Annotated in this window: 12 protein-coding genes; 3 read left to right on the top strand and 9 right to left on the bottom strand. The window is 35.3% G+C overall.

The window, feature by feature from the left end:
- The first annotated feature begins 12 nt into the window (after nt 1-12).
- Both PDL71_RS01955 and PDL71_RS01950 read left to right on the top strand, forming a co-directional pair.
- Nucleotides 13-900 (top strand): AAA family ATPase, encoded by an 888-nt coding sequence (locus tag PDL71_RS01955; protein WP_407524614.1) that lies wholly within the window; start codon nt 13-15, stop codon nt 898-900.
- Complete coding sequence (locus PDL71_RS01950; RefSeq protein WP_407524612.1) at nt 887-1,870, top strand: DUF3871 family protein; 984 nt, start codon at nt 887-889, stop codon at nt 1,868-1,870. Before PDL71_RS01955 ends, PDL71_RS01950 begins: the two co-directional genes overlap by 14 nt.
- A 236-nt stretch (nt 1,871-2,106) precedes the next feature.
- On the opposite strand, the gene PDL71_RS01945 is transcribed toward PDL71_RS01950, so the two are convergent.
- Entirely contained in the window at nt 2,107-2,349 is a 243-nt protein-coding gene (locus PDL71_RS01945) for a helix-turn-helix domain-containing protein (protein ID WP_407524610.1), read from the bottom strand.
- A gap of 72 nt (nt 2,350-2,421) precedes the next feature.
- On the opposite strand from PDL71_RS01945, the gene PDL71_RS01940 reads away from it, so the two are divergent.
- Nucleotides 2,422-3,591, top strand: a complete 1,170-nt coding sequence (locus PDL71_RS01940; RefSeq protein WP_407524608.1) for a hypothetical protein — start codon at nt 2,422-2,424, stop codon at nt 3,589-3,591.
- A gap of 332 nt (nt 3,592-3,923) precedes the next feature.
- On the opposite strand, the gene PDL71_RS01935 is transcribed toward PDL71_RS01940, so the two are convergent.
- The 8 genes from PDL71_RS01935 to PDL71_RS01900 all read right to left on the bottom strand — a co-directional run bounded on the left by PDL71_RS01935 (nt 3,924) and on the right by PDL71_RS01900 (nt 17,134).
- Nucleotides 3,924-4,307 carry a barstar family protein gene (locus PDL71_RS01935; protein WP_407524606.1) on the bottom strand — a complete coding sequence of 128 codons (384 nt, stop codon included), beginning with the start codon at nt 4,305-4,307 and terminating at the stop codon, nt 3,924-3,926.
- 5 nt (nt 4,308-4,312) lie between these two features.
- Nucleotides 4,313-8,650: a DUF6443 domain-containing protein gene (locus PDL71_RS01930; protein ID WP_407524604.1), complete on the bottom strand. Its 4,338-nt coding sequence runs from the start codon at nt 8,648-8,650 to the stop codon at nt 4,313-4,315.
- A 30-nt stretch (nt 8,651-8,680) separates the two neighbouring features.
- Entirely contained in the window at nt 8,681-9,199 is a 519-nt protein-coding gene (locus PDL71_RS01925; RefSeq protein WP_407524602.1) for a hypothetical protein, read from the bottom strand.
- Nucleotides 9,200-9,217: 18 nt separating this feature from the next.
- On the bottom strand, nt 9,218-13,117 hold the full coding sequence (locus tag PDL71_RS01920; RefSeq protein ID WP_407524600.1) for a DUF5977 domain-containing protein: 3,900 nt from the start codon (nt 13,115-13,117) through the stop codon (nt 9,218-9,220).
- A 42-nt stretch (nt 13,118-13,159) separates the two neighbouring features.
- Nucleotides 13,160-14,593, bottom strand: a complete 1,434-nt coding sequence (locus PDL71_RS01915) for a hypothetical protein (protein ID WP_407524598.1) — start codon at nt 14,591-14,593, stop codon at nt 13,160-13,162.
- Between the two features lie 482 nt (nt 14,594-15,075).
- Nucleotides 15,076-16,611 (bottom strand): hypothetical protein, encoded by a 1,536-nt coding sequence (locus PDL71_RS01910; protein ID WP_407524597.1) that lies wholly within the window; start codon nt 16,609-16,611, stop codon nt 15,076-15,078.
- Nucleotides 16,612-16,680: 69 nt separating this feature from the next.
- Nucleotides 16,681-16,908 carry a hypothetical protein gene (locus PDL71_RS01905; RefSeq protein ID WP_407524595.1) on the bottom strand — a complete coding sequence of 76 codons (228 nt, stop codon included), beginning with the start codon at nt 16,906-16,908 and terminating at the stop codon, nt 16,681-16,683.
- Between the two features lie 40 nt (nt 16,909-16,948).
- Nucleotides 16,949-17,134: a hypothetical protein gene (locus PDL71_RS01900; RefSeq protein ID WP_407524593.1), complete on the bottom strand. Its 186-nt coding sequence runs from the start codon at nt 17,132-17,134 to the stop codon at nt 16,949-16,951.
- Nucleotides 17,135-17,288: the final 154 nt, after the last annotated feature.

Raw genomic sequence — 17,288 nt, 5'->3', positions numbered from 1 at the left:
AAATTTCAGATTATGAAATTACAAAAAGCAATGAAGCAGCAGGTAAAGCTGAAAGTTGCGCTGTCTGGTCCGAGTGGTAGCGGTAAAACATATTCTGCATTACTTATGGCTTATGGTATCTGTAATGATTGGAACAAAATTGCCGTTGTAGATACTGAAAACTTTTCCGCATCACTTTATAGTCACTTAGGAGAGTTCAATGTTATCTGTTTAACAGAACCTTTTTCTCCGGAAAAATATATAGAGGCTATTAAGCTGTGTGAAAAAGAGAACATGGAAGTCATCATTATTGACAGCATCAGTCATGAGTGGTCAGGAAAAGGCGGTTGTCTCGAAATACATGAAAGAGAAACGGCAAAGATGCGTGTACCCAATTCTTTTGCTGCCTGGGCTTCTGTTACTCCAAGACATCAGCAATTTCTCGATGCAATCATTTACTCGGGCTGCCACATCATCACAACAATCCGCTCAAAAACAGATTATGTTTTAACAGAGCGAAATGGAAAAACGCAACCTCAAAAAGTAGGAATGGCGCCTATCACGAGGGATGGGTTTGAATATGAAGTGAGCGTTTCTTTCGAGCTTGATTGTTTGCACAAAGCCATTTGCAGTAAAGACAGAACGGGTTTATTCATTGATAAAGAAACTTTTCAGATTTCTGTTGATACAGGTAAAAGTCTTGTTAACTGGTGTAATGAAGGTGAAGCCAGCCAAAGCATCAGTAACAGAATTTCTGAGTGCAGGAGTATTCAGGAACTGATACAACTTTATGAACAATCTTTACCAATGAGCAATACGCTTAAAGGTGAGTTTGAACTCCAAAAGAAACGAATAATGGGAAGCTCTTCAGAAAACAAAATTTATAACCCTCAAAACTTTTCTCAAAATGGTAAACACTGAACTACTGGAAGCATTACCGGTGCTACAAACAAGTAATGCGGATACAGAGCAAGAAAACGCTGCCTTCATTGGGGCCAATACTGTTGAAGCCAATCTGGATGAAATCAAAAGCCGTCATATTATCCCCGTTTTTGTAAAGGATAATGAAACTTTGATTTCTCACAGTGAGTTTGTTGATGCAGCCGTATCATTAACAGCAGATATTTTTCATGGAGAGCATATCTTAAATCCTCAAATAAGAGTATCTCACCCCATTAAAGGCAGAATTCCTGAAGCAAAAGACAAACCTGCCAACCAGTTAAATGAATGGGAGAAAACATTGTACTATGAGCGGATGATGTTTGTGATTGAAATTCCTTCCATCTGGGATACGGTTGATGGGAACCATCTTTCATTAACTATTGGCGGTGTAAAAGCCTATAACCTGGATAATCTTTACAGCCGTAGTTTGTCAGACCAGCATTTTAAAATCTTCATAGGTTTTAAAAATAAGGTTTGCACTAACTTATGCGTCTGGACAGATGGATACCTCGGGGATGTAAAGGTTAAAAACTTGGACCAGTTAAAAGCTTGTATCAGAACTCTCATAGAGGCCTATAACAAGAACTATCATCTTCACAATCTGAAACAACTGACAGAGCACAGCCTTACCGAACAGCAGTTTGCACACCTCATTGGGCGTTGCAGAATGTACAATCATCTACCTAATGACCTGAAAGCTGAAATTTCACCCATTCTTTTTGGGGATAATCAGATTTCTAGTGTTGTAAAAGACTATTACAGAGATAATAGTTTTTGCAGGGATGAAAACGGAAACATCAATTTATGGCGTCTTTATAATCTCTTTACAGGAGCTAATAAGAGCACTTATATTGACAACTTTCTGGACAGGAGTGTAAATGCCTTCCAACTGGCAGAACAACTCCGTCATGCGTCTGTAAACCGGTCTGACTGCTGGTTTCTTAACTGATTCTGAAAACAAACATACCATCCGTTAAGGGTGGTATGTTTTTGCCTGCGGTGGCAATAAAAAACGGTAATCGAGCTTCCGTCATCCTTCACCTGTATGGCCATACATTGGATAGTTCGGGAAGCCATTCAACTTGTTTTTTAAACCGTGGAAGCTTACGCTGTATTTTGTTTGCCACTTTCTTTTGAGACGGTTTTCACTTCCACTTTTGAAAACCACTGAAAACGAAAGTGCCTTTAAGAAAGCAAATCTTCGGGTGAGACTTCTAAAGCCTGGGAAATCAAATGCAAGTAGGACACACTGAAATTTACTTTACCTCGTTCAATTCTATTTATTTGAGAATAGTCAGTATCATTACATAGAAAAGCAAGTTCCATTTGAGTCAACCCTTTAGCAATGCGAATCCGCCTGACATTCTTTCCAATATCACTTAAAAATTTATCATCCCTGTAGTAGCCTTTTCGTCTTGATTTTGCCACATCTCAAAGTGAGCAAATAGGGAGAATTTGACATAGGGAGAATTATCCTTAAATTAGCTGACAACCTTTGGTATGACAGTAATATTAATCATCGTTGCGTTGGTCTTTATAGTACTCTTTGCGATAAAACTTATGCAAAGTCAGGCTGCAGAAGAGGTGCATGCACTGGGTGGCCTTAGAAACATTTTTAAAACATTTGATAATGTTTTACTAGAGTCAGGATTTAAAGTTCAAGAAAATCAGTTAAGAAAACTCTCATATTCAAAAAAAATTGACAACAAAATATGTGAACTTGAGATAACGAAAAATGTGAACCTTAATGAACCCTACTGGTTTCGTTCGTATTTAAAAACAAATGGTAATACTATTGTTAAAAGCCTGCCATTTATCATTGACCCTAATTTGACATCTGAAAGATGTAAAGAAGCACTAAAAATGCAATTGCTGTCAATTGGAGTAAATATTGATTCTGTGAAAAGTATAAATCGTATTGGGCAGAAAGATCTCTTAAGCTATTCGACAAAACAACAACCTCACGGCAGAAACGATAACAATTTAGATGATGAAGTAAAACTCTTTAAAAATATTCCAGCTATAATTATTAAAGCCTTAAATTTTATTGACTACGGAACCGAAGAAGATTTGAATACTGCGTTACAACTGATTAACAAAATCAGATTATATAATAAGTACATTGATCGTAAAAAACATCAAAATGAGCTTTTTGAAGTAGAGCTAATTTTATACATTAAAATGAATAACTATGAAAAAATAGAGTGTATTGTTAAAGAAAATTTATCAAGCGATAGGACTATCGAATGGTGTAAACTTTCTTATATCTTAACAGAAGAATCTAATTTAGTTAAAGCCTTAAATATACTAGAGAACTTTGGTATGTATGATTTTGCATATAGGTTGTTAGAAAATATAACAAATTACTTCCTCTATGATATAGATTTGAACGCAGTTGAAGAAAACAAGTCAACTATTATTGCTAGCAACCTTTTGGCATACTATGCTATAAACTTGAACGACCATGAAAATGCATTATTTTATTTTTCGCATTCAATAAATGTATATGAGAAAATAAAAATCGAGGTCAATGATCCATATTACTTTGAGTGTTACAGAGGACGATCTGAACTTTATAAAATACTAGGACAAGATGAAAAAGCCTATGAAGATAATTTCACCTATGAATGCTGTGTAATGGATTATGAAAGAAAAAATTTAAAAGTATAGGCTTGTACGAAGGCATTCATTTTCATGCTAAAGGACACAGTACAAGGCACGAGTCGTAACCAAGCCGAAACGAAGTATGGGCTGGGAATGAGTGGAAGAGATGGTACAGACAGGGAGAGCTTCCCGAACAAAGAACAGTGACGCTGCACATACTGTGACAGACTTGCGAAGCAACCTATATGGCAAAAGAGGTGTTGTGATTCCATCCAAGTGAAAACAAATACATGAATCACAACTCCTCTTTTGGTCTGGCGCTGTGTGTGCCGAACAGTTCTTTGAGAGACCTATTTACCTTTATTATATTGGAAAAATGCTGTGAAAAATGAATTAATTTATCCCAGTAACAAAACAAATGGCTTGTTTTCAGCCTCCCATTTTTTACATGACTCAGAAAAAATATCAATAAAAGTATCATACTCAGCTCCAAGACTACTCTCTATTTTCTTTGAGTTTAAAATTCCAAATATATAACCATTAGCAGGCGCAAATGAGTAATCTTGTAAACAATCATTTAAAGCATCCCAGTTAAAGCCAAAATAATCTGGGAATTCACATATAGAAAAAAATGCTTTTAATAGATCTCCCTTGCTTTTAATATCTTGGTTAATTAAATAAAACTTATAGTTATTAGCTTTGGCAAATTCTTCAATTTCATCAATCTGATGTTGAAGTTGGAAATATTCAATTATACCGTTTTTCTTTAATAATTTTTCCATATATTTCATCTAACTCTTATAAATGAGATATAATGATCTGTGGTTAAATATGCTTTCCCATTACTACCAACCACCAATCTGATTGCACCTGCTCCAGACTGTCCAGGTGTGGCTATATTATATTCTTTATAAGTTAACCCATTCGCACGAGGAAGTAGTCCTTCTCTATTTTGGAATACAGCTCCATCATTTCTTGATATGTGACTACCTACGTTTCCTTTAGCTATTCTGTCAAATGTTGGTTGTAAGTCAATAGTTCCAGTTGCAATAACTCTCCCTCGGCTATTTACTTCAACTTCAGTTACAAATCGAGTTCCTAACGATTCTGTTACGCTGCTTTCTGCAACTAAAGAGTTTCTTGAAATAAAAGATCCTTTTGCTAATCCAGAAGTTATGAGCATCAAGCCTATTTGCAATGTTCCTTCTGCTGCTTTAGACCCACCTATTTGTCCTGCCGCATAGTAGTTGCCATCTACTAAATTGCCTAAAAAAGCTTTACTAGTTTGATAGTAATCATAAGCCATCTTCATTGGCATTACTTCCCAAAAATTCTTTAAATTTTTAAATTTTTCTATTGGGTTAACAATTTGATTAAGTCCATACTTAACAAGTTCACTTGGATTTTTTTGAAAGTATCTAGATTGTGCCCACAAGCTAGAAAAATAACCAATAAATCCATCCTTTGCTCCTTGCCAATAATCTTTTATGGATTGTGGATTATTAGGTTTTTCCTCTTTCGACGAGGTTGTACTTACAGCACCGGTTCCTTCAAGTCCATCTAAATCAATATTACCAACAGGCTCATTACTTGCGTATTGATATGGCGTTAATTGATAAAATTCTTCTGCAATAGGGTCTAGTCTAAAAAACCTTCCTATCTGTACATCATACTCTCTCATTCCGTAATCATACCACTCCAACCCACCACCATCACTAAACTCCTTGCACTGCAATTCTTTACCATTATACTTGTAACGATTCTCTCCCTTACCTATTGCACTTGTACTTAAATTAGGGATACTCAAACCAAAACTGTAGTAATGCGTTTCTTCGAGTACTGGGCCTCTTATATGGCTTATTTTTAAATCATCAAAATACACATCCGTAGGGCTTTCGTTGGTTAAGAATACATAAAGATAACCATGTTTTTGTACGGTATTGTTTACAGGAGAGATAACAAGTGTGGGAGCAGGTGCTCCGGGTTGTACCTGTTTAGCACCACTATTTACCACATTAAAGTTTTCATCAAAATAGATATAGTTTAAAAAAGCTTTAGGTCTTGTAGTATTATAATTTTGCCTGTCTGGATTGTTGGTTAAAAAATTACTTACAAGCGGGTTTACGATTCCTGTAATACCTGCGGGTGTATTAGTTCCGCCTTTTGCTCCTCCATTGGCTACAATACCCCCTGTGAGGATGGTTACAATCTCATTTAAGAAATTAGGGTCGGGTGCGGGTGCCTGGTTTTGTTCATAATAAGCACGCACTTCCATACTTATTTTATCTCCTGCCATAACTTTTAACACTTTACTTATCCCAACCTGTTCACTAAATGTTCCGCTAAGCTTATAAACAAATTGATTAGCTGAATTTGCAGGAATATCAAAGTTTACAGGAATATAAGTTCGCCTTGGTGTTGTAGTAGAAAGATTGTTAAAGAGTTGATCTTCTTTCAGTGCTGTTTTTCCTTTTAAACCTCTTTCAACTGTGGCAACGTACAAGTCAGTCTGCCCCTCCGCTGTTATAACAAGCCGAACATTTCCTAAATGGTCTTTCATAAAGTAATCATACTGGTAACTACTATTTCCGGCAGCCAGATGATAGTTTTCATCAATTGGTTTTAAACGTATGCGGCCTTCCTCATGGAGAATCAGCTCGGGTTGTAATGGAAGAACTATTTGTTCTGAAGGAGGAACATAACAACCGTTACACCCAACGGGTTCATATTCAGTCCAAGACTTCTTGTAAACAAATGTGCCAACATAATAATAAGCTGTAAATACTGCGAGGTTTTCATTAATTATTTTTGAAAGTTTATTTCCCGCTGCATCATAAGTATAGGTTATTGTACCCTTCCCCGGTATTTCAATTACTTCAGGCAGGTTAAGGTAGTTGTAAGTAATGGAATAGATACCTTTATTTTGATCTGATGTCATATTACCTACCGCATCATAGGTATAATCATTACCGCTGTTAGTACCGTTCTTAAAACCCACACCCACTGTGTTTAAAGGGTCATCTACCTGTAGCAGTTTATTACCGCTGTAGGCGCTGTAGTTCATCTGATCCACCTGCACATTGTTATGATAACGGTTAAGCCCTTTAATGTTTCCGTTTTTATCATATTGGGTTATATCTTCTGCATACTTTGTACTGAGTGCGCTCCAGCTTCCGTTATACTCACTTATTCGGGAGGTTTTTATCCTGTTTACTTTATCATAGGTGTAAGAAAACGCTCTTGGGGTTTCAGCCACTGGGCCTTTCCATTTCTGCTCACTGATGTTGCCGTTAAACTGCCCCGTGCTGCCAGCAAGTGCGGTGGTATTGTAATTGAGTTCAAATGCAAATAAGTCATTAGGGTCATAGGCTGTTACACCAGCAGTATTTTCTACTCTATTTACATTGGTGAGCCATCCTCTTATGTTGTAGCCATAATCCATTTGCTGTAATGGTACAGGATTAGCTGCAGTGGTATGCAGTTTCTTGCTGAGAAGCTGACCTACCTGGTTGTATTGATTATCTGCCACCGTTACTTCAGGTTGGGAGCCAATGGTACTTTTCACCGTCAATAATCTTCCTGTATGGTCATAGCTGTATTTTTTTACAGTAAGGAGACCTGCAGGATAAAAATCGCTGGTATGTGTGCTCCATTCTTCTTCTACCAACCCGTCAAATGCCAATTTTCTTGTAACCCTGTCTTTTTTGCCAAATACGTTATCGTTAATAATTTGTACAGGGCGATATTTTTGATCATAATAGGTAACGGTACGCAACCACATGTTTAGTCCTGTTGCCCTCACCATAGATCCTGTAACCAAATTTTTTATATTGTTGCTTTGTATAGCAGCGGGTACTGCATTTTCAGGTACAAAAGCATATCCGTTATTTACCCAGGGTATTGATGAATAGTTATCATAATAAGAAATAGTGAGCAGGTAATTTTCTGAAGCAGAAACAGGAAATGTTTGATTAAGTGTATAGCCATAGGTATTGGCAGATGCAGTTTCAAAACGTATTGTTGCATTCATAAGATCATCTCTTATATACTGATGACTTGAAGCATCGGTGTATTGTCCTGTTATGATAGGTCTATTATAAGAATCATACTTCGTATAAATGTACTGGTTAGTACTTCTTTGTTTACCATCCTGTACTAATACTAACCTGTCCCACTTATCATACATCATAACAATACTATCGGCACCCGGCACCTTCTTCATGACCATTCTGTTCAAATGATCATACCTGTATAAAAACATCCACTTATCAGCAAAGTCCCATGTTAATGAAGCTGGTAAAGCAGCAGTTCCTTCAGGTTGTATGACTGCAACTAACTTGTTGAGATAATTATAAATATAATAGGTTTCTAACCAGCCAGCATCGTCTTGTACTCGTTTGAGAATTACTTTTTGTTCTTTATCAATATACTCTTTAACAATGTTATTATGTTCATCTGTTGTTCTGTTCACAAACAACTGCCCCGGTGCGTACAAACCTGTACTTGTAATTTGAGAAATATTAAAATCAGAAGTAGTAAGTAACACAGACCATAGTTTGATATTATCGCCTGCAACATTTGTTTCATAATTAACTTTAATGGTTTTTTTTGCAGCATCATACGGGTTATTTACATTAGGTTGCCACACAATACCCGGTGCACCTGAAGCAAGTACCCTGTTAAAAGGAGAGTTTTCAAGTACTGCTTCTGAAAAAGGGGCAGTGTCCGGAGTAACACCTGATGCTTGTCCGTTATAAAATGACGTTTGTTGAGATGCCCATGCAGAATTATAAGCACCCCATTGATCAGTTTGAGATACGTTTACAAAAGGTAAATATTTTTTTACTTCTCTGCCATAAAGGTCATATTCTACAGGCATAACAATATCTCTGTATTGAGGGCTTGCATTAGGCAGTACAGTTTGAATTGTTCTCCCCAACCCGTCAAAATACTGTACTACTTCAGTTTTATAACCTGTATGCACAGTTGAAGCCTGAACTTGAGTAACAGTTGAAACAGGTTGCCTCATGGTTGTTGTCATTATAAAGTTTCTGTTAGCAGAAAGCTGTGCAGACACAGCAATGCTATTAACTAAAAACAATCCTGTAATTAATGAGTGCCTCATATATTGAGTTTAATGTTCGTCAAATCGGTTTTAGTTTGCACGAAGCGCATTTGAAATAAATTGACTTTGCAGATGAAGTGCAGCAGAAAATACACCTTTTATCTTCCCTGTTTTTCCAATTAGCACTTTTTGAAAATCTTCCGTTATTTCTACTTCGTGAGAACCGTTATCTGCGGCATTTGCCAGCCATTTATAAACAGTATTTGCATTTACATCATCCACATCAGATTTTGCAGCTATGGGGAATGTGATACCGTAAGAATCAAGGAATTGTTTGATACCCGTATTTGTTTGTGTAGTATTACCAAAGCTGTTACTGGGAAAACCAATGACAACAACGCTGTCTTTATGGAGTTGATAGAACTGTTCTAGTTCTGTAAGTTGTTCAAGATTGGAGCCTGATGTAGCGATATTTACCAAAAGTATTTTTTTACCCTGATAGTTTTGAAAATTGATAGCTCCGGTAGAAATTGCAGGTACAGATAAGGTGTAAATGCTTACTGCTGTAGTTGTTAATAATGTAAAAGCTATTATTATAAATTTGAACATATAAATGATTTTAATTTTTTAAAATTCAGGACCACCTCCACAGGAACCTGCTGACTCAGTAAACTCAGCGCTCTTTGAACCATCACTCCATTCATATCTAAATATTACCTGAAAAAAAGTTCCGTCACAGTAATATCCAAGCATAACTTTTTTCGCTTTTTCACAAACTCCCCGGATGCACTTTAAATCAGGCCCGTTGCAATTGCCTGTACCAGTAACACATGTAGTATTAAGACATGTGCCATTTGCATTAGCATACGCCTGTCCATTGTTGATTACATCCTGCTGAGCCAGTTGATTTGCTAGTTCAAAAGTAGCAGCGGTATGGGTTCCCGCAGGAACGATATAAAGAACCTGCGTACCTATCTCACCATTAGGACATTGCTTGGTAAACCACCCTGATTGAGCTGAATTGACATAACCCTGTGTGCCGTTATAACAAGGGCTTACTAAGTTTCCTGCATAGTAATTGTAGCAGTACGTTTTTACAATATTTTTATTATGGTCTTTTATAATTTTTAATCGGCCCAAGTTATCATACTCATAAAAAGTAAATACATTATTCGGGTCACTTTGACTTGTCATACCAAATACAGGATCAAAAACAAATGTGCTCATTTGTGCAGCTTTAGGTAACAGCCTAAGTTCATCAATTCGGGAATTTCCTGAAATAGTTATCGAGGTTGTATTACTAATAGTATGCTCATAGTATGTCCATCCATTTCTTGTTACCCCCTGTGTTCCTGTTGTACCGTTTACTACCGCAGAGGCGTTTTGACTCCAGTAGGTAACGATATACTGCAGTGAATTACTAAGGCCATTTTTAGTTATGTTACCATTCGCTAAAGGATAAGATTTATATCCTGTCAACGAAACCGTGTTATCTGTGATAAGACCTGAAACGTACCAGTTACCTCTTTCAAAGAACATATCTTTCTCTTCAAAACTTGTAAATGCAATATCACTTGCAAATGCTCCTTTGCATACAGCAGAAAGAAAAGTTGAATTGTACCAAACATAAGAATAAGTAATGCCTTCTTTCATTCTTTCCTGAATAACTTTACTCTCATTATTATACAATTCTCCTCTGTAAACAGGTTCGTTATTGTAAAAACTGTTAAAGTGAAATTGATTATCATTACCGATATATGAATCAAATGAAGCAGTATAAGGAATTATCTGATTTTTATTTAACCTTATTTGTTTTTCTAAAAGAGGCTTGTCTTGTTTGTAAAAATTTAAAACCGCATCAGTTACAACTGGGTTTGAACCATCAGCATTACTTGTAATTGTAATTGTTTCAATTACACAGGAATTACAATGGCTTTCTTTGAGTAATTTTATCCCCAATGAAGCCACATCGGTTCCCGTTGAAGGATAATCCCCTGAATATTTAAATAATATCTTTACCAGTTTGTTATCGCTGGTTAATGTTGATTTACTTCTTATATTTCTATATTGATCGTATTCTAAGTCTGTTACAGAATAAACACTATTTACGCCGTTTTGATCCCATACTGTTTCTTCAATCTTTGAAATATTGTTAGGATACATATATTTCTTGTATGAGTATGCATTCCTAATTTTTATGTAATCAGTACTACCTGATGTATTCGGTCGAAAACTCGAAACAAGGTCCGCAAATCCTGTACTCATATCCAGCGCTGTAAACTCAACCATACGTACGTGGTCGTCTTGTCTTTGAGGATTTGTATTGTACGAATACTTTATTTTTTTAAGTAAAATATTTGCCGAATTATAATAGAGTTCTTCAAGTAGTTGCCCCCTTTCTAACTCAAGACTTGAATAAGGCATATTACCTCTGTAAACGTTATTATTACCAATAGCCTTATTTAAATATTTTTGATCACGATAAGATATATTATTGCTATTTGAATATACACGAACAATATAAGCTCCACTCGGCAACTTTTCCTTTACCCGGGAATATGTTATATGGGAGCCGTTTGTTAAACCAAACGGCTGAGTATTATAATTTTGCCATGAAAGAAAATAGTACCATGTGTTAAACCATAGCTGCCCCTGTTCTATATAACTAGGCAACCCGGCAAGGATACCGCTGCTTTTTTGAACTCCATTTTCTTCAGGAAGTCTGTATTCAAATTCTTTTGTGTAAGTTTGATTTGTTTCAGGAGAAAAATCTTCAACCTTCCATATCCTTAATCCGCCAGCATTTTTTATTGCCGGACTTGCAATCTCTGAATAAGTAATATCCGCATTGGGGTCAAAAATATTTGAAGTGTTCCCGTTATAGTAATTCAGCAGACCAGTGTAGTCGTTTAATTGATAAGTGAATTTTGAATGACCTCCGGTGGGATAAACAATTTTTTCTAATGCCCCTTGCTTAGCCCAGTCAAATACAGGTTCCCTTGATGCATAATAACTTGGATAATTGCTCATTGAAATATTATTAGCATTTGTTTGAAACCAGTTAATGCCATTCCAAAACCCCCAATGATCTAATTGCCGTGAGTGGTATGGCGGTTGTGGTTTAGAGGGATCTTCATAATAAGTAAACTGATATCGAACTGGAACTTCTTCTGAAACATCTTTCACTTCTTTTAACATTAGTCGCTTGGTACTTATTTCATCATATGTAAATTGAATATGCTTTCTATATCTTTCGTCAGAATCATACACTTTGATTGCGTCAAGCTTATAATACTGCGGTTCGTTTACTTGCATTTGATTTTGTTCAAATATATCCGGATACCCATTAAAAGGTATGTATGCACCACCTCCAATTGTATATGGGTTGCTTAAATCATTTGTAAAACTTCTTTCAAAAAGTACATATCCATCTTCAAAAGCTATTTTGCTCAGGTATGAGCCGTTTATAATATTTAAACTAACATTGTTTCCAGGTCCATTTGTAGAGGACGAATACCCTACGGTATTTAATTGCAGGGTTTTCCAAATCTCAGTTGTATTAAATTGATAGCGATTTGATTTGATATACTCGAAAGTAATTTCACTTCCTTTTAAAGGAATAATATTTGTAAGATAATAAGTTGTCGGAATGGTTAAATTACCCCAATAGTCTTCTGCCGGAAAACTGAATGGAAATCTTGAATATTCAATAGAACCTTCTTCACCTCCAAAAACATACTTGTTTCCTGAACCATCTGCAAGAGTAAATCCTTTTATCATTCTTTTCTTACGAGTTTTGTATGGATTACTTCCATCCGGTTGTAAACTTGTTATCTCTACTGCATAATCCATGCTACTTAATTGTGACGGTGTTGTTGAAACAGGTACATCAGGAAAAATATTTACTTCAATAACCTTTAATGCACCCGGCTGATCACATTTGAAACGCCAAAAACCTTTATGATCAAGTAAAAAACTACCCGAAAAACCTAAGAAATTAAATTTGAACTCATCGGGTGACGGTACGGGTCTTTTATCAGACCAGGATGTATTGTTTAAATTAAAAAACTTAGTTTGGTATTCTACTAAAGCACTATATGAATGCCAATCACTTCTATCAAGTACACCATAATGATTATAATATGATGCGCTGAAGGGATATTGATAGCCTGGGATATCGAAGGTGTGGCCTGACAACAATTTCTCATCAGGTTCGCCATTTAAAACCCGTGTAATTGCCCATGGAATATTCAAACTCCAATTTAATCCAACCCAACCTGATCGTTGATCCGGTTTCATTCCCTGACCATGATACATTAATTGAATTGGTATAGAAAAAGATCCGCTTCTAATAGTATAAAGTGGTACCTGAGCATTCACTAAGCCATTGAAATAATCAACATTAATCTGATCAAATTTACCTAATGATGCTACAGTTGGCGAAGGTGGTGCTTGTACTTTTTCGGGCCCTTGAGCATAAATATGAAATGACAAAATACATAAAACAAAAAGGCTATTTATTCTCATAAGATTTTAAATAAAGTTTTAAAAAAATTATTCTATTGCTGTTTAAAAATTGTACCCAATACGGAATTTTACAGGTTCGGTCACAGGATTTTGTATTTTCCAAAACACATCATAAAGAATCTGAATTTTTGTCTTTTTAAAAAACCTACTTTTCATATCCACTATTTTACTTAGTCCAAACAAAGCACTCTGTTTTTGTACGTTTTTAAAAGTGACATAAGTAATACGCCTGCTTGCACTGAGATAATTCAATTCATAGCCACCGCTTAACCAGAAGCCACCTTTTAACTTCCAGTCAATAAATGAGCGAAGACTGTAACCGCTACATGTAATCTGAATATTATCAATTCCTGTTCCCCATCCCATTTTCACAGAACTTCCTATACCGATCACACTCTTTTCGTTTAAACGATATCCTATTGAAAGTGCAAAATCAGTTGTTGTAGGAAAATACGTTTGTGCCCGTACAGTTTGTATGTTCGATCCCATTTCAAATCTCTTTTTTAACTGCTTGGTTCGTTCCATATTGGGTTTAAAATCCGGCATTTCTGACGAAAAGTTTAAAAATGGAAACTGATTCCGAAGTGTACTGAGTTGTTGTTGACCTGCCTGTACATTTTGTTGTATTTGTTGTTGTGCATTCGGGCCCATTACATTCATTCTGGTTTGTATGATTGCATTTACCTGCATTCTCGTTTGAAGCGAACCAACTCCAGAGGTACCGTAATCAGCGGGAATATCAAAAATGCCTGCAAGGAATGAATTCTTCTTTATAAAATCCTGAAACATCCGGTTTTCTCTCAACAAAGCCAATACCTTTTGCTCAGCTTTCTTTGGGTCTTTTAAAGCTTCTTTCACATCACGCACCTGCTGTGAATAATAAAATACTGTTTTATTTAGCTTGGTAAGGTCTTTACTTAAAGACGTATACTTACTTAACTGGTTTTTAAGATATTCCTTACGTAGAGTAATATATTTCTTGAGTTGTTCAGTCTGTTGTACTGTATTATTTAGCGCTTTCACTTTCTCTGAAACAACTTTTAGATTTTGTTGAACTTCTTTACTTTTATTCAATATATCTTTTCCTTCCTTTATAAAGGCAATGCTATTAGTAAGGGTGTCTAAATACGAAATGTATTCTCCTGAAAACTTGCTCTGCACCTGCTGTACTGTGATAGTAATTTTTTGTTGAGCTTCTTTATAATGATTGGCGGATTGGAAAAAGATGTTTTTTGCTGCAACTGAATCAATTTTATAGAGTTTCCTGTACAGCTTTTGCTCCTGTTTTTTCAGTTTCGTTAAAGCCCGTTGAGTGAGAGATGAGATTTGCTGATCTGTTCTTTGAACTTTATTTGTTATAGCATTACTATAGGAAAGTAATGATTTCCCTGTTAGAGTATCTTCTACCTGTGCATCGACTTGTAAAGAAGTTGCAATTAAGAATAGGAACAAAAAATGTGAGAGATGTGCTCTCATAAGTAAGTTGGGTGTTTAGGGTTCTTCTGAAATCTAAACTAACTGACAAAATATTAATATGCAAGCGTTTTCTGAAAATAATTTTGTGAATGCTTCTTTGTTGAAATCTACTTTACTATTTAATAAACAGATTTATTTCGAAATACTTCAACAATTTTAAGTTAAGGATTAACAAGAGTGATAACACAAATATTATTGTGTATGCACTTTTATTCCTAACAAAGTCTGTTACGTGGGTGCCTTTGACTATACATTATGCCTTTTTCAAATCTAATTACATCAAGATTGCTAAAAATCTGTGCGGCGCTACACGCTTCCTCTTCACGACGTCCAGATATTGTTTGTTTTCCAGCCGTACGGAAAGATTGTTTTTACACCAAGCGCATAAAGGGGCATCGTTTAATGCCCCCCTAATCAAACTTCATTATATAAATCGATCTATTTCACTTTAAAAAAATGATATAGATAGCTATCACCTTCAATTATGCCGCCTTTCCATAGCATTCTTTTTGCTTACCTATACTTATAACTTTGGGTAGTACCCTTCCTCGTTCAATAAGACTACCTAAATATTCTTCAGCCTTATCAATATTAAGTTGCTCAATGGAGAAACTTGGCGTTACCCCAACATATTCTTCTAAAACATCACTCATTGTGTTAAGTACAAACTCCAGGTGCTCCGGTGTTGTGATTATTGAGTCATGAACTGGAAAAAGCGGTACGGCTTTATTTTGCTCTCGAATCAACGGTATTATGACTTCCAGAAAAAGATAGCTTTCGACTCTTTGCAGGAATAATGCAAGGTTTTGATATCTCTCCCTTTTTAAGTCCCTGATTACTCTATAAATACGTGGAAACTCTCGAGACATTATTGTTTTAACACCAACCTTACCATAAGGTATCTCTAAATTTATTCCATCATCCGGTGACAACAGTTTCTCAGACGGGGCAATAAATTGTGATCTTCCGGAATTACGACTATATAATGTTCCAAAGACACATTTTTTGAAATGCTTTTTTAATGATGAGTAGTCTTTTGATTCGAACCCAAGCTTTTCAAAAAAAAAAGGGTAAAAATTACCATTTGAAAGAAGGGTTTTATACTTTATAAACTCTTGTAAATCAATGTTGTGTGTAGTTTTGCTCAAAGTAAAAGGGTAGTGATTAGTAGTCTGATTATTAGAATTATATATAGAATAAAATATTTTTTTCATTTTTTCATTGACCTTAGGATTAAATAGTATCAATAGTAAGTAAGGTTGACTGTTCTTTAGATCAATACTAACAAGCTCTTGCCCTTTGTAACTTAAGAAATTCCTTAGAACACTTGGGCAAAGAGTTAGAATAGAATTGAATCGATTATTGGATGTGCATATTTTAAACCTGTATTGCTTTTCAACAAAATTGCTTATGATGAATTTGGAATAAGCATCCTGTTGTGTGGGGTCTTTATACAATACCTCGACAACTTTTTCTTTGTACTTAAGTCTTAGATCTTTGGCACTATTTGACTTGGACTTGATTTGTGATACTCTCCTGCAAAACTTTAACGCCATTTCTTGATTAAACATTAAATATTTAAAGTCTTTTGTTAAATGCTCATTTTTTTTAATGAATAGATTGTTTTTACTTCGAAAGTGTGATTGCAGTTTTCGTTTTATGACCATATCAGTAATTGTGTACCCGGTGTGCCCGTAGTGTTCTAAATTTGGCAACGAGTAACCAAATGAATTTATCCCGGTTTTAAATCCACTGGTTCTACGTAGAATATTCTTCTCAATTAAAAAATTGATATAGAAATTATATTTTTTACCAAGAATCTTTTGGAGTAATTGTGAACTAAGGTATTTATGAACTACAGAATCAGATTCATTGAAGTAATTAATCAAATAACCACTATAGACAACGCTAATAATATAATACAATTTGTCTTTCTTAAAATATGGCAATGGCCGGTTTTTGTTGGAAAGCTCTTTTTCTAGTTGATCTGCCAATAATATGGGGATAAAAATTTTCATTTTTTAAAATTTAGAAAAGAAAGGCCTCCTCGTATGAAGAGGCCGTAGTTAAACATTAAATGAAACTTGCTAATTGATAGTTGAAGAATTCTTTATTAAATCCATCAAGAAATAATACCCTTTACTTGTAAGAATGGGGGTATAGGCCATTCTACCTTTCCTTCTTACCCAGACCATTCTGCCTGAATAATACATCTCATCTGAAGGTTTTCCATTATAGAGGATGAGCTTCTCGTCTTTAAGCAGTTCATAAAGCTGCTTGTCATTCATTTTAATTTCTCTGGCAAATTCTGCCATTTTCATAAATTCCAATTCATAAATGGGAGGAACCCTTCTTTTACGCCCTATCATATTCAAACTTTGTCTTTCCTATCCCTTCACTTAATTGTCCAGGAATCATTTTAAGTTGAACCTCCCTGATGGGCTTGATTTCATGTTGTTTGATGTATTCTTCCAAATCATTTACATCAAACACATTTTTTGAGCCTATTTTGTAATAGGCAATTTCATTTTTGTGTGTCATTTTGTATAATTTACTTATACTAACACATAGAATTTTAGATGCTTGTTTTGAATCTACATAATTCATAATTTTTAAGAATGGTGGAAAAATTTTGTTTCATACTAATAATTTTTACAAAGTTCGAAGATTTCCAGGAACGAAAAACAGTTTTTTT

The organism is Lacibacter sp. MH-610, from assembly GCF_045780045.1.
Lineage (GTDB): Bacteria > Bacteroidota > Bacteroidia > Chitinophagales > Chitinophagaceae > Lacibacter.
This window is presented reverse-complemented; position numbering and strand designations above follow the sequence as displayed.